Here is a 25,923-nt window from a genome sequence, read left to right on the forward strand (position 1 = left end):
GTGGCAGACCGGTGGCCGCGGTGCAGTTGCAGCAATGCGGGCGGCGCGCCCGCCGCGCAAGCCGCGATGCATGACACCGCCGCACGGCCCTGCGGCCCGGCTGACGATGACGGCGCGGTGCAGCATTGGAGCGGTTTCGGCCGTCCCTGAAAAAATTCTCGAAACGACTGTCATATCCCGCGACGTCCTCCGTCTATTCGGCTCCTCAAACCCATGTTTCGGAGAGATGTCATGAAAAAAGTACTGATCGCAGCCTGTGTCGCCGGTTTCGCCATGGCCGCAACGGGTGCGTATGCGCAGAACGACGCGATGTCGAAGGAAGGTGCGTCGATGTCGAAGGATGCGATGGGCCACGACGCGATGGCGAAGGACGGCGCGATGAAGAAAGACGCGATGAAGAAGCACGCGATGAAGAAGGACGCGATGTCGCACGACGCGATGGGCAAGTCGACGTCGGGCGACAAGATGGCGCCGTCGAACTGACCGACGCGGGCGGGGCGCGGCCCGCGCGTGCGGTACACGAGGCCGCCCGCGCATCGCGCTCCGCCGCTACGTTCCGGGAGTCTTCACCATGCAAACCGTTCCCGCTGCCGGGCGCACGGCTGCCACGCCGCCCGCGCGCAAGCTTCATCCGCTGTGGGTGCGTGTGAGCCACTGGCTCAACGCGCTCGTGGCGATCCTGATGGCACTGTCCGGCTGGCGCATCTACGATGCGTCGCCGATCTATCCGCCGTTCACGTTCGCGCACGGCATCACGCTCGGCGGCTGGCTGGGCGGTGCGCTCCAATGGCATTTCGCGGCGATGTGGCTGCTGGTCGGCAACGGGCTGTTCTACCTCGCGATGTCGATCGCGACGGGCCGCCTCGCGCGCAAGATGCTGCCGGTCACGCCGGCGTCGATATGGCGCGACGTGCGCGCGGCGCTGGGCGGCCGGTTGTCGCACGACGACCTGAGCGTCTACAACGCGGTGCAGCGTGCCGCGTACCTGACCGCGATCGTCGATCTGATCGTGCTGGTGCTGTCGGGGCTCACGATCTGGAAGTCCGTGCAGTTTCCGCTGCTGCGCGAGCTGTTCGGCGGTTACGACAACGCGCGCGTCGTGCACTTCTGGGCGATGTCGCTGCTCGTCGTGTTTTTCGTCGTACACGTCGCGATGGCGCTGCTGGTGCCGCGCTCGCTGCTCGCGATGCTGCGCGGCCGCTGACCCGCACGCCGCGGGCGAAGGAACTCATCATGTCGGAATCCGGAAACAACCGCGGTCGGCCGAGCTGGACGCTCGACCGCAAGTCGCTCGAGCTCGACGTGCGCCGCGAACTCGAGATGCCGTCGCGGCGCCTGTTCAACCGGCGCGTGCTGACGCTCGGCGGCCTGACGATGCTGACCGGCTGCACGCTGCAGGACGACGCATCGGTCAACGCGTTCCTCGAGAAGGTGTCGCGCATGAACGATCGCGTGCAGGCCTGGCTGTTCAGCGGCGAGCGGCTCGCGCCGACCTATACCGAGGCCGACATCACGCGGCCGTTCCCGTTCAACGCGTATTACGGCATCGACGACGTGCCGCACGTCGACGCATCGACGTACCGGCTCGTGCTGTCGGGCCGGGTGACGGGCAAGCGCGTGTGGACGCTCGACGAGCTGTATGCGCTGCCGCACGCGGAGCAGATCACGCGGCACATCTGCGTGGAAGGGTGGAGCGCGATCGGCCGCTGGGGCGGCACGCCGTTCGGCGCGTTTCTGGCACGCGTCGGCGCCGATACGCACGCGAAATACGTCGGCTTTAAATGCGCGGACGATTACTACGAAAGCATCGACATGCCGACCGCGCTGCATCCGCAGACGCTGCTCGCATTCGACTACGACGGCCGCCGCCTGCCGCCCGAATTCGGCTTTCCGATGAAGCTGCGGATGCCGACCAAGCTCGGCTACAAGAATCCGAAGCACATCATGGAAATCTTCGTGACCGATACCTACCCGGGCGGCTACTGGGTCGATCAGGGCTACAACTGGTTCGGCGGATCGTGAACGCCAGGGCACGGCCGCGCCCGCCGTGCTTCACGGGTGCGTCACGCCGATTAGCGCACTTGCAGATCGACGCGCAGGCCGACCGCCGCCGCCATGTTCACGAGCGCATCGAGCCCGAACAGGTTGATCTTGCCGCGCAGCAGATCGGACACGCGCGGCTGCGTGACGCCAAGCTGTTTCGCGGCCTGGGCCTGGCTGAGTTCGAGCTGCGCGATGCGCTGCTTGAGCGCGATCATCAGCTCGGAGCGCAGCTTCATGTTCTCGGCCTCGGCCGGCTGGCCCTCGATGGCGTCCCAGACATTCGTATAGCGTTCGTTGCTCATCGTTTCCTCTCGATCGTCAATGCGCGATAGCGCCGGGCGGCCAGTTCGACGTCGGCCTTGCAGGTGCGCGCCGATTGCTTGCGGAAGCAGTGCAGCACGTAGATCGCGTCCGCGAAGGTCGCGACATAGATGATCCGGAATGCGCCGCTCGCATCGCGCAGGCGGATTTCCCGCACGCCGACACCGATGGTGCGCATCGGCTTCCAGTCGTCGGGCGTCAGGCCGCGCTGCACCTGGTCGATCTGGTGGCCGGCCTCGCGGCGCGCCGCCAGCGGAAAGCCGCGAAGCGCATCCAGCGCGCTGCCGACGAAGACGACCGGCTTCGGCGGAAGGATGGTGGAATTATACAAAATTTTGTATGGATGTGTGCGGGTTGAACGGACAAAATGTCGGCGACCGGATCGGCAGGCCGACCGTCACGATAAGCGCGAAGCAACACCCGCGACGCATGACTGGCCGTCAGGCAGATGTATCGATCGCGATGGGCGGGGAAGGGCGTCGGGCGATGTCCGCGACGCCCGTGCAGCGCGTTTTCGGCCCCGGATTCGGTTCGTCCGGATGCCGAAAAATGTCGCGCCGAAACGTCAGTCGATATCCTTTCAGACAGGTCCGATGATGCTTTCGAATCCGTGATGCCATAATGCCGAGCGTGCGCAACCGAAGCGGTCTGCGCACGTTTTGTTGACCCTCTGCCGCCGCTTGCCGGTTCTTATTCGTCGCCGTTCGCACTGCCATGTCGTTCCGCACGTTCGTCTCCGCCTTTCTGGTCCCGTCAGGGCCGTTTGCCGGCATCGCCGGCGTCTTTCAGCGGAGCACGCGACACGTCGTGCGGGCGGGCTGATCGATGACACCGCTCGACCGCCTCCTCGATTTCCTCGCCCGCCTGCCGATCCGGATCCGCCTGCCGCAAAGCCGCGGCGGCCGCGTCGCACTGGCCCTGGTATTCATCTATTTCGTCTGGGGTTCGACCTACAGCGGCCTGCATTTCGCGTTGCAGTCGTTCCCGCCGTTGCTGCTGTCGGGGCTGCGCAACCTGCTCGGCGGGATCGGCCTGTTCATCTTCGCGCTGCGTCGCAAGCCCGAATGGCCGACGCTGCTGGAAATCCGCAACTCGGCGATCGTCGGCACGATGCTGGTCGCGCTGTCGTCCGGCACGATCGCGCTCGGGATGCGCACCGTCAGCAGCGGCTCGGCCGCGGTGATGGTCGCGACGGTGCCGCTGTTCGCGACCGTGATCGCGGCGGTGGCCGGGCGTCCGGTGTCGAAGGGCGAGTGGGCGGCCGTCGCGCTCGGGATGGTCGGCATCGTCGTGCTGAATTCGGGCGGCGCGGGCGCCGCGAACTCGGCGCTCGGCACGATCTGCGTGCTCGCCGGCGCACTCTTCTGGGCGGGCGGCGCGCATCTCGCGACGCGGCTCAAGCTGCCGTCGGACCTGTTCCTGTCGACGTCGCTGCAGATCGGCCTGGGCGGGTTGATGTCGACGATCGCCGCATGGCTGATGGGCGAGCGCATCGAGCAGGTCGCGGTCGGCCCGGTGTTCGCGTTCGTGTACCTGATGGTGTTCTGCACGATGGCCGCGTACGTCGCGTACGGCTACCTGATCCGCCATACGAGCCCGATCATCGCGAGCAGCTGCATGTACGTGAACCCGATCGTCGCGGTCGCGCTCGGCGCGCTGATGCTCGGCGAGCCCGTGACGACGGCGACCGTGATCGCGACGGTCGCGATCCTCGGCAGCGTCGGGCTGTCGTTCGTGTTCGATCCCGCGCGCCGGCCCGCGGCGCGCGCGGCGGCCGACGCTTCAGCGGCCCCGGTGACCGTGGCCGCCGAACCGGCGGCGGAGGCGGCGTCCGTGCCGGATCAGGCCGCGATGCCGGACCCGGCGCCGATCCTCGCGCCTTCCGCGGTACCGCTTGCGGTGCCGGCACCGGGCGCCGTCGTGGACCCGGCCGCGGTCATGGATCCCGCGCCGGCATTCACGCTTCCGCCGGCCGGCGAACCGGCCGCGTCCCGCGCCGACGCGTGATGCCGGCGCGCGCGGCGGCGTTCAGCCGCGCCGTGCGCCGCGATGGTGGGACCAGCCGGCGAGCGCGGCAAACAGCAGGCCGGTCGCGCACATGCCGGTCCAGCCGAACGCGTGCCACGCGGCGACGCCGACCGACGAGCCGAGCGCGCCGCCGATGAAGTAGCACACCATGTACACGGTGTTGACGCGACTGCGCGCCTCGGGCTTCAGCGCATAGATGCGCGACTGGTTCGAGATCTGCGCGGCCTGCACGCCGACATCCAGCACGATCACGCCAATCACGAGCCCGACGAGGCTCGTCCCCGACAGCGCGAAAATCACGAACGACGCCGCGAGCAGCGCGATCGCGAGCGAGATGATCGCGCGCGGGCCGCGCTGGTCCGCGAAACGGCCCGCGTATGGCGCGGCCAGCGCACCCGCCGCGCCGACGATCCCGAAGAGACCCGCGGCCTGCGGGCCGAGGTGGAACGGCGCGCCGGCGAGCAGCAGCGTGAGCACCGGCCAGAACGCGCTGAACGCGGCGAACAGCGCGGCGCCGGTCAGCGATGCCTCGCGCAGCCCGCGCAGTTCGACCGCGAGGTGCCACATCGAGCCGAGCAGCTTGCCGTACGACAGCGTCGACGTCGGCGAGCTGCGCGGCAGCCGCAGCACGATCACCGCGGCCAGCGCGACGAGCGCCGCGACCGATGCACCGAACACCGCCCGCCAACCGAAATATTCGGCGACGAAGCCGGCCGCCGTGCGCGCCAGCAGGATGCCGAGCAGCAGGCCGCTCATCACGGTGCCGACCGCATGCCCGCGCTCGGCCGGCGGCGCGATTTCGGCCGCGAACGGCACGGCCTGCTGCGCGATCGTCGCGAGCACGCCGATCGCGAGGCTCGCGGCGGCGAGCACCGCCAGCGACGGCGCGGTCGCGGCCACGATCAGCGCGATCGACAGGCCCGCGATCTGCATCAGGATCAGCCCGCGACGATCGAAACGGTCGCCGAGCGGCGCGAGCAGGAACATGCCGGCCGCATAGCCGAGTTGCGTCGCGGTCGGCACCGCGCCGATCCACGACGCGCCGTCGGGAAAGGCCGAGCGGAAGCTGTCGAGCAGCGGCTGGTTGTAATAGATGTTCGCGACCGACACGCCCGCGATCGTCGCGAGCAGCAACAGCAGGCTGCGCGAGTAGTGGGGCGAGGCGGCATCGGTCGGACGGTCGGTGGAGGCGGCGGACATGGCGGCAACGGAACGGAGTTGGGCGGCGTGGGCGCGCGGCACGGCGTCGGCTGCGCAGGCGGCCGGGCGCCGATCGAGGGTGCCGATCATACCGGAGCACGGTGAATCCTGCCGGCCGTGCCGCCAGGCGGCCGGGGCGTGACCGGCCGCTATCGGCCGCGACCGCCCGCAGCCGCCCGTCATCGCGCGCGACGCGCGCCTTCAGTCGACCAGTTCGCCGCTCGGCTCATAGAACGGGTAAGGCCCGTCGCCTTCGTCCACGTACACGTGATGGGACATCATTCCCGCTTCCGGCGTATAAGCGTGCACCGCGAATGCGGGCGGCTCGAGCCGGAACGCGGACGGCGCGTCCGCGCGCAGGTCGAACGCGACCTGATGCGCGGGCGCCGGCACGGCCGACGCAAGCGTGCCGCCGAAGCGCGTGAACATCGTCCGGTGCACGTGGCCGCACAGCACGCGTTCCACGTTCGGATGGCCGCGCAGCAGCGCATCGAGTTTCGCGGCAGCGGCGGGGGCGAGGCGCAGCGCGTCCATGTGCCCGATCCCGGAGGCGAACGGCGGATGGTGCAGCGCGACGATCACCGGACGGTCGCGTGCGGCGTCGAGCTGCGCGGCGAGCCACGCGAGCCGCGCATCGCACAGGTCGCCGGGGCTCGCGCCGGGCACCTGCGAATCGAGCGCGAGCACGCGCACGGCGCCGATGTCGAGCGCGTACTGCACGAATTCGCCGTCCTGCAATTCGGGACGATCGGCGAACGCGCGCCGCAACCCCGCGCGATCGTCGTGATTGCCGACCATCAGGTAATACGGAATCTCGAGCGGCGCGAGCAGGTCGCGCAGATGGCGGTATTCGTCGTCGTGACCGAAGTCGGTCAGGTCGCCCGTGACGAGCACCGCGTCGGGACGCGGCACCAGCGCGTTCAGCTTCGCGATGCAGCGCGCGAGCGCGGCGGCGGTGTCGACGCGCCGGTACGCGAGCTGGCCCGGACGCTTGATGTGGAGATCGCTGATTTGAGCAAGCAGCATCGTCGTTCCTCGGAATGTCTGGTTATCGTGGGGCGGTGTTACGCGGCGAGTGCGATCAGGCCTTCCGCCGCGATCGTGAGGCCGACCGCCGTGCCGCGCGCGAGCTCGATGCGGCCCGGCACGTCGATCACGAGTGCGTCGGGCGCCGCCTGCTCGATCGTGAGCCGCGTGCGCTCGCCGAGGAACGCGCACGCGCCGATCGCACCGCGCAGCGGCGCATGCGCGGGATCGGCGAGCTGCGCATCCTCCGGGCGGAAGAACCACTCGTCGGCGGCGTGCGGCGTGACGATCGAGCCACCCGTCGTCACGAGCGCGCCGTCGCGCCATTGTCCCGCAAGCCGGTTCAGCGTGCCGATGAACTGCGCGACCGTGCGGTTCGCCGGCCGGTAATAGATGTCGCGCGGCGTGCCGATCTGCTCGATGCGGCCCGCGCCCATCACGACGATCCGGTCGCCGAGCTCCATCGCCTCGGCCTGGTCGTGCGTCACGTACACGGTCGTCACGCCGAGTTCGCGCAGCAGCGCGTTCATCTCGCGGCGCAGCACGTCGCGCAGTTTCGCGTCGAGCGCGGTCAGCGGCTCGTCGAGCAGCAGCACGCGCGGGCGCACCGCGAGCGCGCGCGCCAGCGCGACACGCTGGCGCTGGCCGCCCGACAGCTGATCGACCGGTTTGTCCGCATGCGCGTCGAGCCGCATCATCGCGAGCAATTCGTCGACGCGTTCGCGCAGCGCGCGCGGCTCGGTCTTGCGGATCTTCAGCCCGTAGCCGACGTTGCCGCGCACCGTCAGGTTCGGGAACAGCGCGTAGTTCTGGAACACCATGCCGACCTGGCGACGCTCGATCGGCAGCGCGGTCACGTCGTCGCCGCCGAACCGGATCGTGCCGCCGGCGTCCGGCGTGTCGAGGCCGGCGATCAGGCGCAGCGTCGTCGTCTTGCCGCAGCCCGACGGGCCGAGCAGCACGAGCGTCTCGCCCGCGCCGATCGACAGGTCGAGCGGTTCGAGCACACGCGTGCCGCGGAACGTCTTCGCGCAGCGGGTCAGGGTGATGGGAGTGGAATCGAGTTTCATGGGAGCGGGAAAGTCAACGCAGGGTCAGCGCGGGCGACGCTTCGGCGCGCGCGTGCCTGACGGATCGACGCCGAGCCACTGCATCGCGACGAGAAGCGGCAGCGTCATCAGCAGGAACACGATCGTGTACGCGCTGCCGACTTCGAGGCGCAGCGATGCATAGGTGTCGGCGAGACCGACGGGCAGGGTCTTCGTATCGGGCGTATGCAGCATCCACGTCAGGTTGAATTCGCCGATCGACAGCGTGAGCACCGCGAGCGCGCCCGCGACGATGCCGGGGCGCAGGTTCGGCAGCACGATCGTGACGAAGCGCGTGACGAACGACGCGCCGAGGCTCGCCGCGCCTTCCTCGATCGTGCGCAGGTCGGCGCCGGCGGCGACGGCCGCGACCGCGCGCACCATGAACGGCAGCGTGAACACGACGTGGCCGACGACGATGAACCACAGGCTCATCCGGAACGCGGTGAAGCCGCCGTACACGACCAGCAGCGCGAGCGCCGACGCGAGGCCCGGCAGCGCGACCGGCAGCACGAGCGCCTCCTCGATCACGCGGGCGACGCGGTTCTTGCTGCGCGCGAGCGCATAGCCGGCCGGCACGCCGACGACGAGCACGATCGCGAGCGTCGCGAACGCGACGCCGAGCGACAGCGCGACCGAGCCCTGGTATTGCTGCCACACCTGTTCGAGCCAGCGCAGCGTGAGGCCGCTCGACAGCCCGCGGAAATAGTTGACGGTGAGGCCCGCGAGCACCGACATCACGACGGGCACGATCAGGAACGCGCACAGCAGCAGCGTGACGCCCCATTGCAGCGCGGCGATCGCACGCGCGCCCGACACGCGCGGCGCGCGGCGTGCGGCGCCGTTCGCATGCGACGGGGCGGGCGCCGGCGACGGCGCGGACGAACCGGAAAGCGATTGCATGAAGAAATCCTCAGGCCGCGGCGGCGGCGGTGTGGCCGGTAAAACGGCGCGCGAGCGCGAGCACGGCCCAGGTGACGATGCCGAGCACGATCGACAGGCCGGCCGCCGTCGCGATGTTCGCGTTCAGCGTGAACTCGGTGTAGATCGTCATCGGCAGCACGTTCAGGTCGGTGGCGAGCGTGAACGCGGTGCCGAACGCGCCCATCGCGGTCGCGAAGCAGATCGCGCCGGCCGCGATCAGGCCCGGCGCGAGCGCCGGCAGCACGATGTCGACGAAGATGCGCCACGGCGACGCGCCGAGCGAGCGCGCCGCTTCCTCGAGCGACGCGTCGAGCTTCGACGCGGCCGCGATCACCGTGACGATCACGCGCGGAATCGAGAAGTACAGGTAGCCGACGAACAGCCCGGCGACCGAATACGCGAACACCCACTTGTCGCCGGTCAGCTTCGCGGACAGCATCCCGATCAGCCCTTGCCGGCCGGCGAGCATGATCACCATGAAGCCGACCACGACGCCCGGGAATGCAAGCGGAAAGGTGAGCAGCGCGAGCAGCACGCGCTTGCCGGCGAATTCGCGGCGCGCGAGCAGCAGGCCCGAGATCGTCGACAGCGCGAGCGTTGCGAGCGTGACGCCGGCCGACAACGCGACCGTTTCGCCGAGGCTCTTCATGTAGCGCGCGTTGCCGAGCAGCGCCCCGTACTGCGTGAGGAAGGCGCCGTCGGCGGACACCCGCACGAGCGCCGCCATCGGCAGCAGCCAGAACGCGGCGAACACCGCGAGCGCCGGCGCGACGAGCGCGACGCGCCAGCGCAGCGGGAAAGTCAGGTCGAGCATGGCTTGAGTCCGGCGCTTACTGCATCACCTGCAGGTATTGCTGGCCGAACGCTTGCTGACCGGCCGCCATCTTGCCGAAGTCGACCGATTTCGCCCGGGCGTATTCGCTCGCCGGCAGGAACTTCGCGGCGACGTCGGCGCCGAGCGTCTGCGCGCGCACCGGACGCAGGTATGCGTTGGCCCACAGCTTCTGGCCTTCGTCGGACAGCACGAAGTCGAGCACCTTCCTGCCGTTCGCATCGTGCGGCGCGCCCTTGACGAGGCTCATCACGTACGGCACCGCGATCGTGCCTTCCTTCGGAATCACGAACTCGACGTTCGCGTGATCCTTGTACTTCGCGCGATACGCGTCGAAGTCGTAGTCGAGCAGGATCGGAATCTCGCCGGACAGCACGCGCGCATACGCGGTCTGCTTCGGCACGATCGGCGCGTTGGCCTTCAGCTTGCGGAACCAGTCCAGCGCCGGCTTGAAGTTGTCGAGGCTGCCGCCGAGCGCCTGGTTGACGGCGACCGCGCCCGCATAGCCGACGAACGCGCTCGACGGATCGAGGTAGCCGACCATGCCCTTGTATTCGGGCTTCAGCAGGTCGGCCCACGAGCGCGGGACCGGCTTGCCGTCGAGCGCGTCCTTGTTCACGAAGAAGCCGAGCGTGCCCGAGTGGATCGCGAACCAGTAGCCCTGCGGGTCCTTCAGGTTCGCGGGGATGTCGTTCCAGTGCGCGGGCTTGTACGGCGCGATCACGTCCTTGTCCTTCGCCTGGAATGCCGACGACACGCCGAGATAGACGACGTCGGCGACCGGGCTCTTCTGCTCGGCGATCAGCTGGGCGATCGCCTGGCCCGAGTTCTTGTTGTCGAACGGCACGCGGATGCCGGTCTTCTGCTTGATCGCCGCGATCTGCGCGGCCCAGTCGGCCCATTCGGGCGGACAGTTGTAGCAGATCGCGGTTTCGTCGGCGTGGGCAGCGGGTGCGAACGCGACGAGCGCGGCGCAGGCGATGGGTGCCGCGAGCACGCGCAGCAGCGAGGTCAGGCGAAAGGACACGGTGGGTCTCCGGGCGGGGTAAGGGTATGTCGCCGCACCGCGCACGCTGGCGCGGCGCGCGCGTTCAGGCTTGGTGAAACTGAAGGTCGACTGCCGGCGGCGCGACCGTCGCGCCGTCGCGCACCGTGTGCGGCAGGATCAGCGACGTGCGCTCGATCGTCGCGCCGCCGATGCATTCGACGAGGCGCTGCCATGCATGGCGGCCGATGTCCTGGTTCGGCGTCGCGACGCTCGCGAGCGGCGGCGCGAGCAGCTCGCCGATCGCGATGCCGTCGAAGCCGAGCACCGACAGGTCGTCGGGAATCGAGAAGCCCGCGCGACGCAGGCCGCGCATGACGACCATCGCGAGCAGGTCGTTGCTGCAGAAGAGGGCGGTCGGGCGCGTGGCCTGCGCGGTGAGGTGCGCGAGCACCGCGTCGGGCAACTCGGCCGCGTTGAAGTCGACTTCGACCGGCGGCAGCGTCGCGACGCCGGCTTCCTCGAGTGCCTGCGCGTAGCCGAGATGGCGCTGGCGTGCGCGATCCGACGCGGCGAGCGAGCCGGCCAGCATCAGCACGCGGCGATGGCCGCGCGCGGTCAGCAGACGGACGCCGTCATAGGCGGCGCGGCGGTTGTCGACCGACACCGACGGGCGGCGTTGCGTGTCGTTGTGCATCAGCACGTAATGCGGGCCGTCGCGGTCGAGCATGTCGAGCAGCGGGTGCGTGTCCGCATCGGCGACGGTCAGGATCAGCCCTTCGACGCGCTGTTCGCGCAGCGTCTCGATCGCATGGCGCTCGCGTGCCGCGTCGTATTCGGTCGTCATCAGGATCAGCTTGAAACCGGCCGCGGTCGCGAGTTCGTCGATGCCTTGCAGGCAGTCGGCGAATACCGGGTTCGACAGCGTCGGCACGACGACGCCGACGAGCCGCGTGCGCTCGCCGCGCAACTGCCGGCCGAGCGGGCTCGGGCGGAACTGCAGCGTGTCGATGGCGGTGCGGATCGTTGCCAGCGTGGCGGGGCTGACGGTGTGCGGCGCGTTGATCGCGCGCGAAACGGTGGCGATCGAGAAGCCGGCGAGCGCGGCGACGTCCTTGATGGTCGGGGTCATGAAGTTACGCGATGTAAACGTTTTCGGCGGGAAAATTATCGAAAACGTTTGTGACTTCGCGATGACGTCCGAGCCGTTTGTTTCGCAAGAAACACGATACAAACCTCAGACGTTTGACGCCCGGCGAGCGGGGCGGATTCGATTGTATCGGCGGATGCTGCGGCGCGGGACGAAATCGATGAAGGTGTCGTGTCGATCTCGACGACGGCGGATGAATCGGGGCGCGGACGGTGCGGGCCGACATGCTGCATCGCGATGCAATGCGCGTGAATCAGCTAACGCAAGTGCAAGCAATGGTAGAATCGCGTCCGCCCTTTTGCCGGGGTGATGAAATTGGTAAACATAGCGGACTTAAACGATTGAGTGCCCGACCGGAAACGGTCGGTGCAGAACCCTTCAAATTCGGCGAAACCCCTGACGCGCGACGCGCATCGAGGCAACGCCGAGCCAAGCCTCGCGGTACAGCTCAAGCGAGGAAGGTGTAGAGACTAGACGGGGGGCGCCTAAGGCGCACGGGCGGCGATCACGCCCGCGCGCGACGGCGAAGGCATAGTCCAGCGCACGAACGGCTTCGTTTCGACGACGCCGGCTTTGAAAGAAGCAGTGTGACGAAAATCCGCCGCCTTGATTGGCTTGCCGGTTCGAGTCCGGTCCCCGGCACCATATGTATTTGCTGACACTCCTCCGGTTAGGCGGCATGGGCCGAGCCATTGCGTGCGCGCCAGCCGTTTCTCCTCCGGTTCGATCACCCCGCCAACTCCATCATCCCGCTGTAGCTGTCGCCGGCAAGCATCGCCGTTGACGCCGGATTGGCGTACCGCCTGGATGGCGCCTCGGCCCAATGTCGTTGCAAATGGGACCGAGGCTGGACGCCTAACCGCGCGTGATCATCCATGCACCGCTACCGCTCCCTTCTCGATCGACCAGCAACGAAGCCGAAACGTTGTACAGGAAGCCGGATCGGCCTTCGCCCCGTGTATCCAGGAATCCGGTGCCATTATTGAATGAATTCAGCAAAAAGAGCTGGTCTTCAGTAATCAGTTGCGGATCGTTCTGGGGGTTCGAACGAATGAAAATATGCCAGGCGACGGATCCGGTGCCGCCGAGGCCGCCTGATGTAGCGACGTCGAGATTTTGGCCGTTACTTGCCTTGTTATTGAATAGCGCCAGAAAGCTATTGTCCTTGGCGCTCTGAAGCAGAATCTGGTCGCAACTCAGGACATTTTGCCCCTTGGGTTTCTGGTTGAGCGGCGACACGATAATCCACTGCGTTGCAGTTTCATTTCCGCTGAGCGACGAAACCGTCCCCACATAATCCTGGCCGCCATCAATATTAGAAGGGCCGCCCACGCACAGGTAGCCGCCTTTCCAATTGCCACTGTAGCCGTTGGTGAGTCGAATCACATCGCCGTACTTCAGGTAGTCTGCCATCGTTGTTCTCCGAGTTGTCACACGATGTTCGACGTGGCCGCGTCGGATCGAATTCTAGTCGAAAATTCTTCAGACATAAGCGATGTTACGTGTCCGCGCCAATTTATTCAGTTATCGAAAATATCCCGGTGGTGATGCAATTATCTGAAACGCAGATCGCCGATTTGGCGGTGCTGAATTAATGAAGCGAAAATAGGGTCCGGTTTTGAAGTGAATCCGAAAATGCTGAAATGACTGAATGGCACCTGCCAATATCGACAGGTTGTTTCGCTGTACTGCGTGCGCCATTATTTGCGTAATTATTGCGAACCTGTACCGCCCGTATTTAAAGAACCGCCGTTGCGCATCGAATTGCATTCGCGCCGGCGCAAGCGGCCAGGAACCGGCGTTACTCGCAATGATTCCCTTCCGCAGTGCGACGACGAGGCGACGAACCATGACATCCAGCAAACTCGGGCAAATGCAGGTCAACCTCACGTTGGCCTATGTGCTGAACAACGCGGCGACGGACAAATTCGGACACGGCATCCCGCAGCCGACAGCCCCGCAGGTGAAAAAGATCATCGTGGATCGCTTGAACGGATCGCGGATGACCCGGAACGATCAGTTCCAGATCGTTTGGGGGCCTGCGATCGTATACGACAAGACCGATGGCTACGCCGCCAATATCACGGCCGTCTTGCAATCGACCGCCACCGGCGAATATTCGGTGGTGACGAGCGGCACCAATTTCAAATCTGCGCTCGATCTCCTGGGCGACTTTTCGTTTAGCACCCTCGAGCCGTTCAGCGCGTATGTGCCGGACTGCCCGCCCGACGCACGCATATCGGCGGGTACCAACGGAGCGCTGTTTTTCGTACTGGACACGCCGGATTCAAGTCGCGTGAAGCTCGCAGACTTCCTGAGGAGCGTGCCGCCAACGTCGGTGGTCAACGTCATCGGGCACAGCCTCGGAGGCGCCCTGGCATCCGCGATCGTGTTGTACCTGAAGCATCAGAGTGGCTTGCAGGCCCACACGTACAACTGCCAGACATTTGCGGCCCCGACAGCGGGCAATGCGGCATTTGCCGACTATTTCAACCGGCAAATGCGGGATCGTGCGGTGCGCGTGTTCAATGCTCGGGATATCGTTCCGATGGCATGGAATGCGGACACCATTCTGCATGTGAAGGATGTCTACAGCGATGCGGGGCTGGATACCCCGCTCGATACGAAGATTGCCGTCGATGCGGTTTCCCTGGCGACCCGGCCCCTGGATTACGCGCAATGGGGAACGTCCGATCTCTCGGCATCGGTGACGACCGCGATGCAGTACCGGCTTGACGGTACGGTGAATGGACACATCCGGGATTTCTCGACGCAGGTTGGCTATCAGCATATCTACGAGTACATGACCTGCCTGGATATGGCACTCTCCGACATCGACATTCCCGGGCCGGGCCCCGGCCAAGTGGCGTCGCCAATAAACCGCTGAGGGTTGCACGAGTCCTGGGCAGCGCATGAGCGCGAACGAGGCCCGCACCAGGTGTCGCGCGCAAGCGGAAATTTGCGCGAGGCAAACGGCTGGGTGAAATGAATCGCGATGTCAAAGCCCGCTTCGGCGGGCTTTGTTGTTTCCGGTTCCTGCGGGGCGCGGCGGGTTTGCACCAGGACGGATCGCAAACGGATATTTCCGTCACGCGCCGGGCGCGGAGTCGACTCGATGGAGGATGCCGTCACGAGCATGCCGGACAGGACGCGGTGCCATCGCCGTGCGAGTGCGACAAGCGCTTCGCTTACCATCGGGATACGATTGACCCGAATGGATATCCCCGCCGCAACGCCACTCGCCATGCTCGATTCCACCTACCACTATTACGAACCCGCACAAGGCCACGGCCTCCCGCACGACCCGCTGAACGCGATCATCGGCCCGCGCCCGATCGGCTGGATTTCATCCCGTGGCGCCGACGGCACGGTCAACCTCGCGCCGTACAGCTTCTTCAACGCGTTCAACTATCGTCCGCCGATCATCGGCTTTTCGAGCACCGCCGCGAAGGACAGCCTGCGCAACGTGCAGGAAACCGGCGAATTCGTCTGGAACCTCGCGACGCGCGACCTTGCCGAACGGATGAACCAGACCTGTGCCGCGGTCCCGTACGGCGTCAACGAATTCGAACTCGGCGGGCTGACCGCGATTCCGTCGCGCCTCGTCGACGTGCCGCGCGTCGCGCAAAGCGGCGTGAACTTCGAATGCAAGGTGACCGACGTGATCCGGCTGCGCGATCATCGCGGCGTCGAGACGCCGGCGACGCTGGTGCTCGGCGAGGTCATCGCCGTGCATATTCGTCATGACCTGCTGAAGGACGGCATCTTCGACACGTTCGGCGCGGGCATCATCCTGCGCGCCGGCGGCCCGTCGGCCTACGCGCACGTGACGCCCGACAGCCGCTTCGACATCGCGCGTCCCGACGCGTGATTCATCGCCCGCCGGGCCAGCCGGACGGCCCAGCGGGCGCGGAAGCGCCCCGACGCACCGAGACCTCGCCGGGATCCAGGATTTCGCGGGGTCTTTTGCTTCGTATCGTCCGACATGACCGGCGTGTACCGATCGGTCCGGCTCGATACGCACGCTCCATCGGCCGCTGACGCAGCGCAGCACGGGCGACCTGCGTTCGCGCGGCCGCCGCCATCGATCGTCCGTCGACATCCGCCATGGCAAATCTGCTCATCCGGAGCGAGCGGGTTGGTCATCGACGTTTTGCGCCATAAGGCATAGATTTCCAAGGTTGGCGTGCTTATCCGCGCGCCAGCTCGCGCGTGAGCCGGCAACCGGCCGCGCGCTTCCATCAGCGTGAGACACAATCGAGCGTGGAGACGACACGATGAGCCTGTCAGAGCCATTGCGTCTGCATGTGCCGGAGCCCACCGGGCGTCCGGGCTGCAAGACGGATTTTTCCTATCTGCATCTATCGCCGGCCGGCGCGGTTCGCCGCCCGCCGATCGACGTTGCGCCGGCGGACACCGCCCATCTCGCCCGCAGCCTGGTGCGCGTGCTCGACGACCACGGCGAAGCCCTCGGCCCGTGGGCGCCGGACCTCGACGATGCGCGCCTGATCGCCGGGATGCGCGCGATGCTCAAGACCCGCATCTTCGACGCGCGCATGATGATCGCGCAGCGTCAGAAGAAGATCTCCTTCTACATGGTGAGCCTCGGCGAAGAGGCGATCGGCGCCGCGCATGCGATGGCGCTGCGTCACGGCGACATGTGCTTCCCGACTTACCGCCAGCAAAGCATCCTGATCGCGCGCAACGTGTCGCTCGAACGGATGATCTGCCAGTTGATGTCGAACGAAGGCGACCCGCTGAAGGGGCGCCAGCTTCCGGTCATGTATTCGGACCGCGAAGCCGGCTTCTTCTCGATCTCGGGCAACCTCGCGACGCAGTTCATCCAGGCGGTCGGCTGGGCGATGGCGTCGGCGATCAAGGGCGACACGAAGATCTCGTCCGCATGGATCGGCGACGGCGCGACCGCGGAATCCGACTTCCACACCGCGCTGACGTTCGCGCACGTGTATCGCGCGCCGGTCGTGCTGAACGTCGTCAACAACCAGTGGGCGATCTCGACGTTCCAGGCGATCGCGGGCGGCGAGGGGACGACGTTCGCCGGGCGCGGCGTCGGCTGCGGCATCGCTTCGCTGCGCGTCGACGGCAACGACTTCCTCGCGATCTACGCGGCATCGACCTGGGCGGCCGAACGCGCGCGCCGCAATCTCGGCCCGACGCTGATCGAGTGGGTGACCTATCGCGCCGGCGCGCACTCGACGTCGGACGATCCGACGAAATACCGGCCGGCCGACGACTGGGCCCATTTCCCGCTCGGCGATCCGATCGCGCGCTTCAAGCAGCACCTGATCGCGAAGGGCATCTGGTCGGACCGCGCGCACGACGCGCTCACGGCCGAGCTGGAAGCCGAGGTGATCGCCGCGCAGAAGGAAGCGGAGAAGTTCGGGACGCTGGCCGACGACCGGATTCCGTCGCCGGCCTCGATGTTCGACGACGTGTACAAGGAGCTGCCCGCGCATCTGCGCCGTCAGCGCCAGGAACTGGGAGCGTGATCATGGCGGAACATGAAACGACGACGGCATCGGCGCAGCCGATGACAATGATCCAGGCGCTGCGCTCCGCGATGGACGTGATGCTCGGCCGCGACGACGACGTGGTCGTGTTCGGGCAGGACGTCGGCTACTTCGGCGGCGTGTTCCGCTGCACCGAGGGCCTGCAGGCCAAGTACGGCAAGTCGCGCGTGTTCGATGCGCCGATCTCGGAAGGCGGGATCGTCGGCGCCGCGGTCGGGATGGGCGCGTATGGATTGCGACCGGTCTGCGAGATCCAGTTCGCGGACTACTTCTACCCGGCGTCCGACCAGATCGTGTCGGAAGGCGCGCGGCTGCGCTATCGCTCCGCGGGCCAGTTCACCGCGCCGATGACGATCCGGATGCCGTGCGGCGGCGGCATCTACGGCGGCCAGACGCACAGCCAGAGCCCGGAGGCGATGTTCACGCAGGTCTGCGGATTGCGCACGGTGATGCCGTCGAATCCGTACGACGCGAAAGGACTCCTGATCGCCTCGATCGAGAACGACGATCCGGTGATCTTCCTCGAGCCGAAGCGCCTGTACAACGGGCCGTTCGACGGCCATCACGAGCGTCCCGTCACGTCGTGGCTCAAGCATCCGGGCAGCGCGGTACCGGAAGGCTATTACACGGTGCCGCTCGATACGGCCGCCGTCGTGCGGCCCGGCAACGACTTGACGGTGCTGACGTACGGCACGACCGTGCATGTGTCGCTGGCCGCCGCCGAGGAGACCGGCATCGATGCGGAAGTGATCGACCTGCGCACGCTGTGGCCGGTCGATCTCGACACGATCGTCGCGTCGGTGCGCAAGACCGGCCGCTGCGTGGTGGTGCACGAAGCGACGCGCACCTGCGGCTACGGCGCCGAGCTGGTGTCGCTCGTCCAGGAGCACTGCTTCTATCATCTGGAAGCACCGATCGAGCGGACGACGGGCTGGGACACGCCGTATCCGCACGCGCAGGAATGGGCGTATTTCCCCGGCCCGGCCCGGGTCGGCGAAGCGTTGCGACGCGTGATGGAGGCCTGAGATGGGGATTCATGTCATCAAGATGCCGGATATCGGCGAAGGGATTGCCGAGGTCGAGCTGGTGGCCTGGCACGTGCGACCGGGGCAGACGATCGCCGAAGACCAGCCGCTCGCCGATGTGATGACCGACAAGGCGGCGGTGGAAATTCCGTCGCCGGTGGCCGGCAAGGTGCTGGAGCTCGGCGGGCGGATCGGCGAGATGATGGCGGTCGGCAGCGAGTTGATCCGTCTCGAAGTCGAAGGCGACGGCAACCTGAAGCCGGGCGCGAAGGCGCGCGAGCCCGGCGCGGAGGTGGCGCAAGCTCCGGCGGCGGTCGATGTGCGTGCGGAGTCGTCTTCCGTCGATGAGGGATCCGAAACACATGCGTCGCCGAAGGCGATGCCGCACGCCGCGTCCCGCGCGCCGGCCGAGCCGCGCCGCGCGGAACATGCGGTGCCGCCGCGCGCGGCACTGGCGCCGGGCGAACGGCCGCTCGCGTCGCCGGCGGTGCGCCAGCGCGCATGGGACATGGGCATCGAGCTGCGCTACGTGCGCGGCACCGGCGAAGCCGGGCGGATCCTGCACGCGGACCTCGATGCGTATGCACGCACGGGCGGTAGCGCGGCGCGCGGATCCCAAGCGCGCGGCTACGACGAGCGCAACGACGAAACCGACGTGCCGGTGATCGGCCTGCGGCGCGCGATCGCGCGCAAGATGCAGGAGGCGAAGCGCCGCATTCCGCACTTCAGCTACGTCGAGGAGATCGACGTCACCGAGCTCGAATCGCTGCGCGCCGAGCTGAACCGGCGCCACGGCGACACGCGCGGCCGGCTCACGCCGCTGCCGCTGCTGATCCGCGCGATGGTGATCGCGCTGCGCGACTTCCCGCAGATCAATGCGCGCTACGACGACGAAGCGGGTGTCGTCACGCGCTACGGCGCGGTGCACATGGGCGTCGCGACGCAGACGGACGGCGGCCTCACGGTGCCGGTGCTGCGTCATGCGGAAGCGCGCGACGTGTGGTCGATCTCGGCGGAAATCGCGCGGCTCGCCGACGCGGTGCGCGCGAATCGCGCGCAGCGCGACGAGCTGACCGGCTCGACGATCACGATCTCGAGCCTCGGCGCGCTCGGCGGCATCGTGTCGACGCCGGTCATCAATTATCCCGAGGTCGGTATCGTCGGCGTGAACCGGATCGTCGAGCGGCCGATGATCCACGACGGCGCGATCGTCGCGCGCAAGATGATGAACCTGTCGTCGTCGTTCGACCATCGCGTCGTCGACGGCGCGGACGCGGCCGAATTCATCCAGGCCGTGCGCGGCGTGCTCGAGCGTCCGGCGCTGCTGTTCGTGGAGTGAGAACGATGAAGAACGAACACACCACGTTGCTCGTGATCGGCGGCGGGCCGGGCGGTTACGTCGCCGCGATTCGCGCGGGGCAGCTCGGCATTCCGACGGTGCTCGTCGAGCGCGAACGGCTCGGCGGCACGTGCCTGAACATCGGCTGCATTCCGTCGAAGGCGCTGATCCACGTCGCCGATGCGTTCGAGCAGGCGTGCGGGCAGGCCGGCGACGGGATGCTCGGGATTCGCGTGCGCACGCCGGAGATCGACATCGCGAAAAGCGTCGCGTGGAAGGACGGCATCGTCGAGCGGCTCACGCGCGGCGTCGGCGCGCTGCTGAAGAAGCACGGCGTGCGCGTGCTGCACGGCGACGCGCGCGTGGTCGACGGCAAGACGGTCGACGTTGTGGCCGGCGACCACACGACGCGGATCGCCTGCGAGCATCTGTTGCTCGCGACGGGCTCGGAACCGGTCGCGCTGCCGTCGATGCCGTTCGGCGGCCACGTCGTCTCGTCGACCGAGGCGCTGTCGCCCGCGTCGTTGCCGAAGCGGCTGGTCGTCGTCGGGGCCGGGTACATCGGTCTCGAACTCGGATTCGTGTATCGCAAGCTCGGCGTCGACGTCGGCATCGTCGAGGTGGCCGAGCGTGTGCTGCCCGCATACGACGCGGAACTCGCGAAGCCGGTCGCCGATTCGCTCGCGCGGCTCGGCGTCGGGCTCTGGCTGGGCCACAAGGTGCTGGGCCTCGCGAGCGACGGCGCGGTGCGCGTGCAGGCACCCGACGGCGCGGAGAAGACGCTGCCGGCCGATCGCGTGCTGGTCGCGGTCGGCCGCCGGCCGCGCGTCGACGGCTTCGGGCTCGAATCGCTGCCGCTCGATCGCAATGGCCGCGCGCTGCGCATCGATGACGAATGCAGGACGTCGATGCGCAACGTATGGGCGATCGGCGACGTCGCCGGCGAGCCGATGCTCGCGCATCGCGCGATGGCGCAGGGCGAGATGGTGGCCGAGCTGATCGCCGGACGCCGCCGCAAGTTCACGCCGGCATCGATCCCGGCCGTGTGCTTCACCGATCCCGAGGTCGTCACGTCCGGCTGGTCGCCCGACGATGCGAAGGCGGCCGGCGTCGACTGCATCGGCGCGTCGTTCCCGTTCGCGGCGAACGGCCGCGCGATGACGCTGCAGGCGACCGACGGCTTCGTGCGCGTCGTCGCGCGGCGCGACACGCATCTGATCGTCGGCTGGCAGGCGGTCGGGCGCGGCGTGTCGGAGCTGGCCGCGGCGTTTTCGCAATCGCTCGAGATGGGCGCGCGGCTCGAAGATATCGGCGGCACGATCCACGCGCATCCGACGCTCGGCGAAGCGATGCAGGAGGCGGCGTTGCGCGCGCTGGGACATGCGTTGCATGTGTGAGCATGCGTCGGCATGCGCGGCCGCTCGAAGCCCCGCCACGGCGGGGCTTTTTTGCGTGCGCGGGTGACGGGCGGGACGCGGGTTGCGGTTGACCCTCCCGCGCGGACCGTTCATCGTGTCGATTCCACACCGATTCACCGGCCTCACACGGAATGACTTGCCATGAAACTGTTGCTCGTCGGCGCGACCGGACTCGTCGGGCGTCACGTCCTTGAAGCCGCGCTGGCCGATGCGCGGGTGGACCAGGTCGTCGTGCTCGCGCGCCGGCCGTTGACGCCGCATCCGAAGATGCGCGCGCTGGAGGTCGACTTCGATCACCTGCCCGAGGCGGCCGACTGGTGGCAGGCCGACGCGGTGATCTGCACGCTCGGCACCACGATGCGCGTCGCAGGCTCGCAGGCCGCATTCCGCCGCGTCGATCACGACTATCCGCTCGCGGTCGCGCGTCTCGCGCACCGGTTCGGCACGCCGACCTACGTGCTGAATTCCGCGCTCGGCGCCGATCCAGACTCGCGCATCTTCTACAACCGCGTGAAGGGCGAGGTCGAGCGCGCGCTCGCGGGCATCGGGTTCGCGTCGCTCACCTGCGTGCGGCCGGGCCTGATCGGCGGCAGCCGCGACGAATTCCGGTTCGGCGAACGGATGCTGGTGCTTGCGTTGAGCGTCGCCGGGCCGCTGCTGCCGCGGAAGTGGCGCGTGAATCCGGCGCCGCGCATTGCCCGCGCGCTGCTCGACGCCGCGCTCGAGGCGCGTCCGGGCGTGCATGTGATCGGATCGGAACGGTTGGCCTGAACCGCAACGGGCGACGACGCCATCGAGCGGGCCGAACGGTTGTAAGACTGTTTCGTCACACCAGGCAAAAGCGGACGTATGACGCGCACGCTGACCTACGATGAAGACATCGCGTCCATCATCTGCCCAACCGTGTGCACGCACTACCGCGCCCCCGATGAAGACCCGGGTATCAGCGAGCTGAGGATCGGCATTGGCGACCTGTTTCGCCGCGAGCCGTGGGAACCCGACGTATATCCGGATTACGCGGCACCCATCGCGCGCGCCGACGGCGACGGCCTCGCGGTCGTCAGCGCGGTGTTCGGCTTCTGGCCGAAGTTCATGCAGCCCGAGCGTCTCGACGAGAATGGCCGCAAGCGAAAGAAGCTCGATACGGTGAACGCGCGCGCGGAAACGGTCGGTTCGTCGCGACTCTACGGCAACGCCTGGCGCAACGGCCAGCGCTGCCTGATTCCGGTGCGCTGGATCTTCGAGCCGTGCTACGAAACGGGCCGCAACGTGTGGCACCGGATCGGTGTCGACGGCTGGCAACCGTGCTGCGTCGCCGGCCTCTGGCGGCGTTACGAAACGGTCGACGGCCGCGAGCGGATCGGCATGACGATGCTCACGGTCAATGCCGACGATCATCCGCTGTTCGCGCGCATGCATCGGCCCGGCGACGAGAAGCGGGGCGTCGTGATCCTGCGCCGCGACGACTACGACGAATGGCTGCACGCGCGCGACATCGAGGCCGCGCGGCGCATGCTGACGCTCCTTCCCGCCGGCGACATGGTCGCCGCACCCGATCAGGCGTCGCCCGCCGGCGCCTGAGGTTTCGTTTTCCCTGCATTTCTCATACGGTCGACCGACACCTCCGATCGCCGGATGCGCTCCGTTTTCCCGGCCGATCCGGAAGGCTGCCGGACACCGGGTAATCACCGATATCTGCCTGGTTGTATATACAAGATCATCCGCTGGCACTGTCGGCCACGGGGCGTGCCGGCTGCGCGCCAGCGTGCGGACCGTGCGTGGCGCGTGTCCCGGCGATTCACGGCGCGCCGCATCCGACGAGTCGAAAGGGCGGCTCGGCACGTTCCCCGTCTCGTCCAAACCGTTTGCGATCCTCAGTATCTTGGAGATTTTCCCGTGTCAACGAATCCCAGTGGAAAAGCCGGTGGTCTGATCGAGGTACGCTCGATCGATTTCATTCCCGACGCCGAACGCCACGGCGGCCTGTTGAGCCAGTTCACGCTGTGGCTGTCGGCGAACATGCAGATCACGGCCATCGTCACGGGGGCGCTGGCGGTCGTGCTCGGCGGCGACGTGTTCTGGTCGCTGGTCGCGCTGCTGCTCGGCCAGCTCGTCGGCGGCGCGGTGATGGCGTTGCACGGCGCGCAGGGGCCGCAACTCGGCTTGCCGCAGATGATCTCGAGTCGCGTGCAGTTCGGCGTCTACGGCGCGATGATTCCGATCGTGCTCGTGTGCCTGATGTATATCGGTTTTTCCGCCAGCGGCTCGGTGCTCGCCGGGCAGGCCGTCGCGCAACTGCTGCACGTCGACGACGCGGCCGGCATCCTGCTGTTCGCGGCCGTGATCGTCGTGCTGACGGTGTTCGGCTATCGCGCGATCCACTTCGTCGGCCGGATCGCGAGCGTGGTCGGCATCGTCGCATTCGTCTACATGTTCGCGCAGCTGTTCGCGAACCACGACGTCGGCGCGCTGCTCGCGAACCGGCACTTCTCGCTCGCGAGCTTCCTGCTGTCGATGTCGCTGTCCGCGTCGTGGCAGATCGCGTTCGGCCCGTACGTCGCCGATTATTCGCGCTACCTGCCGCGCTCGACGTCGTCGGTCGCCACGTTCCTCGCGGTGGGCCTCGGCTCGGTGATCGGCGCGCAGGCGGCGATGGTGTTCGGCGTGTTCGCGGCCGCGCTGGCAGGCAGCCAGTTCGCGCACCATGAGGTGTCGTATATCGTCGGGCTCGGCTCGACGGGCGCCGTGGCTGCGTTGCTGTATTTCACCATCGCGTTCGGCAAGGTGACGGTGACGGCACTCAACGCGTACGGCAGCTTCATGTCGATGGCGACGATCGTCAGCGGTTTCCGCGGCAAGGGTGCGGTGTCGTCACGCAGCCGTCTCGTGTACATCTTCGGGATGATCTGCGTGTCGACGCTGATCGCGCTCGCCGGCCGCCATTCGTTCCTGAAGGAATTCACGGCGTTCATCCTGTTCCTGCTCGCGTTCTTCACGCCCTGGAGCGCGATCAACCTGGTCGACTACTACTGCTTCACGCGCTCGCGCTACGACGTGCCGGCGCTGTCCGATCCGGACGGCCGCTACGGCCGCTGGAACGTGATGGCGATCACGATCTACGTGGTCGGCATCCTGGTGCAGCTGCCGTTCATGTCGACCCACATCTACACGGGCGCGCTCGTCGACGCGCTCGGCGGCACCGACATCTCGTGGATCCTCGGCCTCGTCGTGCCGGCCGGGCTGTACTACGTCGGCGCGCGTGCGTCGCGACGCAGCATCCCCGAGCGCCTGATCCTGCCGCTCGAACGCGGCGAGGTTCACCACTGAACTGAATGACGCGTCGCGTCGCCCGTCGTGCCGGCCGGCAGCCGTACGGATCGCCGCGTGCTTACGAACTCGCGGCGACCGGCGCGCGGCGGCGCTGGATCATCTGCAGCGCAACCAGCGCCAGCCCGGCCGCGGCGATCAGCCCGCCGACGAGCGGCACCGCCGCGTAGCCGAAGCCGGCCGAGATCGCCGCGCCGCCGGCTGCCGCGCCGACCGCGTTGCCGAGATTGAACGCGCCGATGTTGACGGCCGAGGCGAGGCCCGGCGCTTCGTGTGCGGCACGCATCACGCGCATCTGCAGCGGCGGGACCACCGCGAACGTCGCGACACCCCAGACCAGCAGCGTGACCGCCGCACCGACATGCGTGCGGGCGAGCAGCGGGAACGCGGCCATCGTCACGATCAGCAGCACGAGGAAGCCGATGAGCGTGCCGTCGAGCGAGCGGTCGGCGAGGCGGCCGCCGGCGATGTTGCCGATCGAGAAGCCGACGCCGATCAGCACGAGCATCGCGGTGACGAAGCCGGGTGTCGCGCCGGTCAGGTGTTCGAGCGTCGGGGCGACATACGTGTACAGCGTGAACATCGCGCCGGCGCCGAGCACCGTGGTCCCGAGCGCGCCGAGCACGACGGGGCGCGTGAGCACCGACAGTTCGGCACGCAGGTTCGGCATCTTGCCGGCTTCGCCTTTCGGCAGCGCGGCGAACAGGCCGGCGATCGCGATCAGGCCGAGCGCGGCGGTCGCCGCGAACGACATGCGCCAGCCGATCATCTGGCCGAGCCAGGTCGCGGCCGGCACGCCGCCGACGTTCGCGATCGTGAGGCCCATGAACATCGTCGCGACCGCGCTGGCCTGTTTTTCACGCGGCACGAGGCTCGCCGCGACCACCGAGCCGAGCCCGAAGAACGCGCCGTGGTTCAGGCTCGTGACGAGCCGTGCGAGCAGCAGCGTCGTGTAGTCCGGCGCGACGGCCGACAACAGGTTGCCGATCGTGAAGATCGACATCAGCGCGATCAGCGCCGAGCGACGCGACCAGCGCGCGAGCAGCAGCGTCATCAGCGGCGCGCCGACCATCACGCCGATCGCATACGCGCTGATCAGCATGCCGGCCTGCGGAATCGACACGCGTACGCCGTCGGCGATCACGGGCAAGAGGCCCATCGGCGAGAACTCGGTCGTGCCGATGCCGAACGCGCCGGCGGCAAGCGCCAGCAGCGGCAGCGCGGCGCTGCCGCCCGGGCGGGAAGGGGAAGAGGTCGTGCTGTTCACGCGATGAGCTCCTGCAAGCATGGGGCAACGGCACCGGGCCATTGCGGACAGGGCGAAGTGTGCCTGCGTTACTTTTGCGGAAAAAGCTGCGCTCGGGCGAAATTATCTTGATTCGATGTCAATAATTCGGAGTCGAGCCGGCATGCGTGTGCGGCCCGAGTGGCGCGGTTTCGGCGATTCGCCGGCGCGGCTCGCCGATGAAAAAAGCCCCGGTCACAGGGGGCCGTGACCGGGGCGAAAAGCATCCTCTCTTTGGCACGAGGGTTGGATGCGGGCGCAGTATATTTCGGGGCATAACATTTCGAAATGACGTTAAACGGCCTCTTTTGGTGCCAATTTAAAAATTCCGACGTGACTGCGTCGTCCGTTATCGATCTGAAAGATTTTTCGTTTGTCCGAGCCAATGTTTAGTGCGCGAT

Annotated in this window: 24 protein-coding genes; 13 read left to right on the forward strand and 11 right to left on the reverse strand. The window is 67.4% G+C overall.

Annotation, left to right across the window (positions count from 1 at the left end):
- Positions 1 to 231 precede the first annotated feature (231 nt).
- From WS46_RS16450 to WS46_RS16460, 3 genes are all read left to right on the forward strand, one after another.
- Positions 232 to 483 (forward strand): pentapeptide MXKDX repeat protein, encoded by a 252-nt coding sequence (locus tag WS46_RS16450; protein ID WP_059523577.1) that lies wholly within the window; start codon positions 232 to 234, stop codon positions 481 to 483.
- An 88-nt stretch (positions 484 to 571) separates the two neighbouring features.
- Positions 572 to 1,204: a cytochrome b/b6 domain-containing protein gene (locus WS46_RS16455; RefSeq protein ID WP_059691134.1), complete on the forward strand. Its 633-nt coding sequence runs from the start codon at positions 572 to 574 to the stop codon at positions 1,202 to 1,204.
- Between the two features lie 29 nt (positions 1,205 to 1,233).
- Positions 1,234 to 2,022 (forward strand): molybdopterin-dependent oxidoreductase, encoded by a 789-nt coding sequence (locus WS46_RS16460; protein ID WP_059523572.1) that lies wholly within the window; start codon positions 1,234 to 1,236, stop codon positions 2,020 to 2,022.
- Positions 2,023 to 2,072: 50 nt separating this feature from the next.
- Here the strand turns inward: WS46_RS16460 and WS46_RS16465 are convergent, their stop codons facing one another.
- Together WS46_RS16465 and WS46_RS16470 are read right to left on the reverse strand one after the other, a co-directional pair.
- Positions 2,073 to 2,345, reverse strand: a complete 273-nt coding sequence (locus tag WS46_RS16465) for a helix-turn-helix domain-containing protein (protein WP_059523570.1) — start codon at positions 2,343 to 2,345, stop codon at positions 2,073 to 2,075.
- Positions 2,342 to 2,695, reverse strand: coding sequence for a type II toxin-antitoxin system RelE/ParE family toxin (locus WS46_RS16470; RefSeq protein ID WP_059691135.1), 354 nt, complete (start codon positions 2,693 to 2,695; stop codon positions 2,342 to 2,344). The genes WS46_RS16465 and WS46_RS16470 overlap by 4 nt, the downstream gene beginning before the upstream one ends.
- Positions 2,696 to 3,189: 494 nt before the next feature.
- On the opposite strand from WS46_RS16470, the gene WS46_RS16475 reads away from it, so the two are divergent.
- Positions 3,190 to 4,371 (forward strand): EamA family transporter, encoded by a 1,182-nt coding sequence (locus WS46_RS16475; RefSeq protein ID WP_059691136.1) that lies wholly within the window; start codon positions 3,190 to 3,192, stop codon positions 4,369 to 4,371.
- A 21-nt stretch (positions 4,372 to 4,392) separates the two neighbouring features.
- Here the strand turns inward: WS46_RS16475 and WS46_RS16480 are convergent, their stop codons facing one another.
- From WS46_RS16480 to WS46_RS16515, 8 genes are all read right to left on the reverse strand, one after another.
- A complete protein-coding gene (locus WS46_RS16480) occupies positions 4,393 to 5,592 on the reverse strand; it encodes an MFS transporter (RefSeq protein ID WP_059691226.1) in 1,200 nt (399 codons plus the stop codon).
- A gap of 201 nt (positions 5,593 to 5,793) precedes the next feature.
- Positions 5,794 to 6,618 carry a phosphodiesterase gene (locus WS46_RS16485; protein ID WP_059691137.1) on the reverse strand — a complete coding sequence of 275 codons (825 nt, stop codon included), beginning with the start codon at positions 6,616 to 6,618 and terminating at the stop codon, positions 5,794 to 5,796.
- Positions 6,619 to 6,656: 38 nt separating this feature from the next.
- Positions 6,657 to 7,688 (reverse strand): ABC transporter ATP-binding protein, encoded by a 1,032-nt coding sequence (locus tag WS46_RS16490; protein WP_059691138.1) that lies wholly within the window; start codon positions 7,686 to 7,688, stop codon positions 6,657 to 6,659.
- Positions 7,689 to 7,712: 24 nt separating this feature from the next.
- A complete protein-coding gene (locus WS46_RS16495; protein ID WP_059691139.1) occupies positions 7,713 to 8,609 on the reverse strand; it encodes an ABC transporter permease in 897 nt (298 codons plus the stop codon).
- Between the two features lie 10 nt (positions 8,610 to 8,619).
- The gene (locus tag WS46_RS16500) at positions 8,620 to 9,444 is read right to left on the reverse strand and encodes an ABC transporter permease (protein WP_059691140.1); all 825 of its coding nucleotides are present in this window, start codon (positions 9,442 to 9,444) and stop codon (positions 8,620 to 8,622) included.
- A gap of 16 nt (positions 9,445 to 9,460) precedes the next feature.
- Entirely contained in the window at positions 9,461 to 10,489 is a 1,029-nt protein-coding gene (locus tag WS46_RS16505) for an ABC transporter substrate-binding protein (protein WP_059523556.1), read from the reverse strand.
- A gap of 64 nt (positions 10,490 to 10,553) precedes the next feature.
- Positions 10,554 to 11,579 carry a substrate-binding domain-containing protein gene (locus tag WS46_RS16510; RefSeq protein ID WP_059691141.1) on the reverse strand — a complete coding sequence of 342 codons (1,026 nt, stop codon included), beginning with the start codon at positions 11,577 to 11,579 and terminating at the stop codon, positions 10,554 to 10,556.
- Between the two features lie 873 nt (positions 11,580 to 12,452).
- Positions 12,453 to 13,010: a hypothetical protein gene (locus WS46_RS16515; RefSeq protein ID WP_059691142.1), complete on the reverse strand. Its 558-nt coding sequence runs from the start codon at positions 13,008 to 13,010 to the stop codon at positions 12,453 to 12,455.
- Between the two features lie 436 nt (positions 13,011 to 13,446).
- Between WS46_RS16515 and WS46_RS16520 the strand changes: the two genes are divergently transcribed.
- The 9 genes from WS46_RS16520 (at position 13,447) to WS46_RS16560 (ending at position 24,237) form a co-directional block, all read left to right on the forward strand.
- Positions 13,447 to 14,484: a lipase gene (locus WS46_RS16520; RefSeq protein ID WP_059691143.1), complete on the forward strand. Its 1,038-nt coding sequence runs from the start codon at positions 13,447 to 13,449 to the stop codon at positions 14,482 to 14,484.
- 357 nt (positions 14,485 to 14,841) lie between these two features.
- Positions 14,842 to 15,468 (forward strand): flavin reductase family protein, encoded by a 627-nt coding sequence (locus WS46_RS16525; RefSeq protein WP_059523549.1) that lies wholly within the window; start codon positions 14,842 to 14,844, stop codon positions 15,466 to 15,468.
- A 406-nt stretch (positions 15,469 to 15,874) separates the two neighbouring features.
- Positions 15,875 to 17,107 (forward strand): 3-methyl-2-oxobutanoate dehydrogenase (2-methylpropanoyl-transferring) subunit alpha, encoded by a 1,233-nt coding sequence (locus WS46_RS16530; protein WP_059691144.1) that lies wholly within the window; start codon positions 15,875 to 15,877, stop codon positions 17,105 to 17,107.
- Between the two features lie 2 nt (positions 17,108 to 17,109).
- A complete protein-coding gene (locus tag WS46_RS16535) occupies positions 17,110 to 18,153 on the forward strand; it encodes an alpha-ketoacid dehydrogenase subunit beta (protein WP_059523545.1) in 1,044 nt (347 codons plus the stop codon).
- A 1-nt stretch (position 18,154) separates the two neighbouring features.
- Positions 18,155 to 19,492: a dihydrolipoamide acetyltransferase family protein gene (locus WS46_RS16540; RefSeq protein WP_059691145.1), complete on the forward strand. Its 1,338-nt coding sequence runs from the start codon at positions 18,155 to 18,157 to the stop codon at positions 19,490 to 19,492.
- A 5-nt stretch (positions 19,493 to 19,497) separates the two neighbouring features.
- On the forward strand, positions 19,498 to 20,889 hold the full coding sequence (gene lpdA / locus WS46_RS16545) for a dihydrolipoyl dehydrogenase (RefSeq protein ID WP_059691146.1): 1,392 nt from the start codon (positions 19,498 to 19,500) through the stop codon (positions 20,887 to 20,889).
- A gap of 162 nt (positions 20,890 to 21,051) precedes the next feature.
- Positions 21,052 to 21,681, forward strand: coding sequence for an NAD(P)H-binding protein (locus tag WS46_RS16550; protein ID WP_059691147.1), 630 nt, complete (start codon positions 21,052 to 21,054; stop codon positions 21,679 to 21,681).
- Positions 21,682 to 21,813: 132 nt separating this feature from the next.
- A complete protein-coding gene (locus WS46_RS16555) occupies positions 21,814 to 22,491 on the forward strand; it encodes an SOS response-associated peptidase family protein (protein WP_059523537.1) in 678 nt (225 codons plus the stop codon).
- A gap of 315 nt (positions 22,492 to 22,806) precedes the next feature.
- A complete protein-coding gene (locus WS46_RS16560) occupies positions 22,807 to 24,237 on the forward strand; it encodes a cytosine permease (RefSeq protein WP_059523535.1) in 1,431 nt (476 codons plus the stop codon).
- Positions 24,238 to 24,298: 61 nt separating this feature from the next.
- Here WS46_RS16560 and WS46_RS16565 read toward each other — a convergent pair whose 3' ends face one another.
- Positions 24,299 to 25,504 (reverse strand): MFS transporter, encoded by a 1,206-nt coding sequence (locus WS46_RS16565; RefSeq protein WP_059691148.1) that lies wholly within the window; start codon positions 25,502 to 25,504, stop codon positions 24,299 to 24,301.
- Positions 25,505 to 25,923 lie beyond the last annotated feature (419 nt).

It is taken from the genome of Burkholderia sp. RF4-BP95, assembly GCF_001521985.1.
Classification (GTDB): Bacteria; Pseudomonadota; Gammaproteobacteria; order Burkholderiales; family Burkholderiaceae; genus Burkholderia; species Burkholderia diffusa.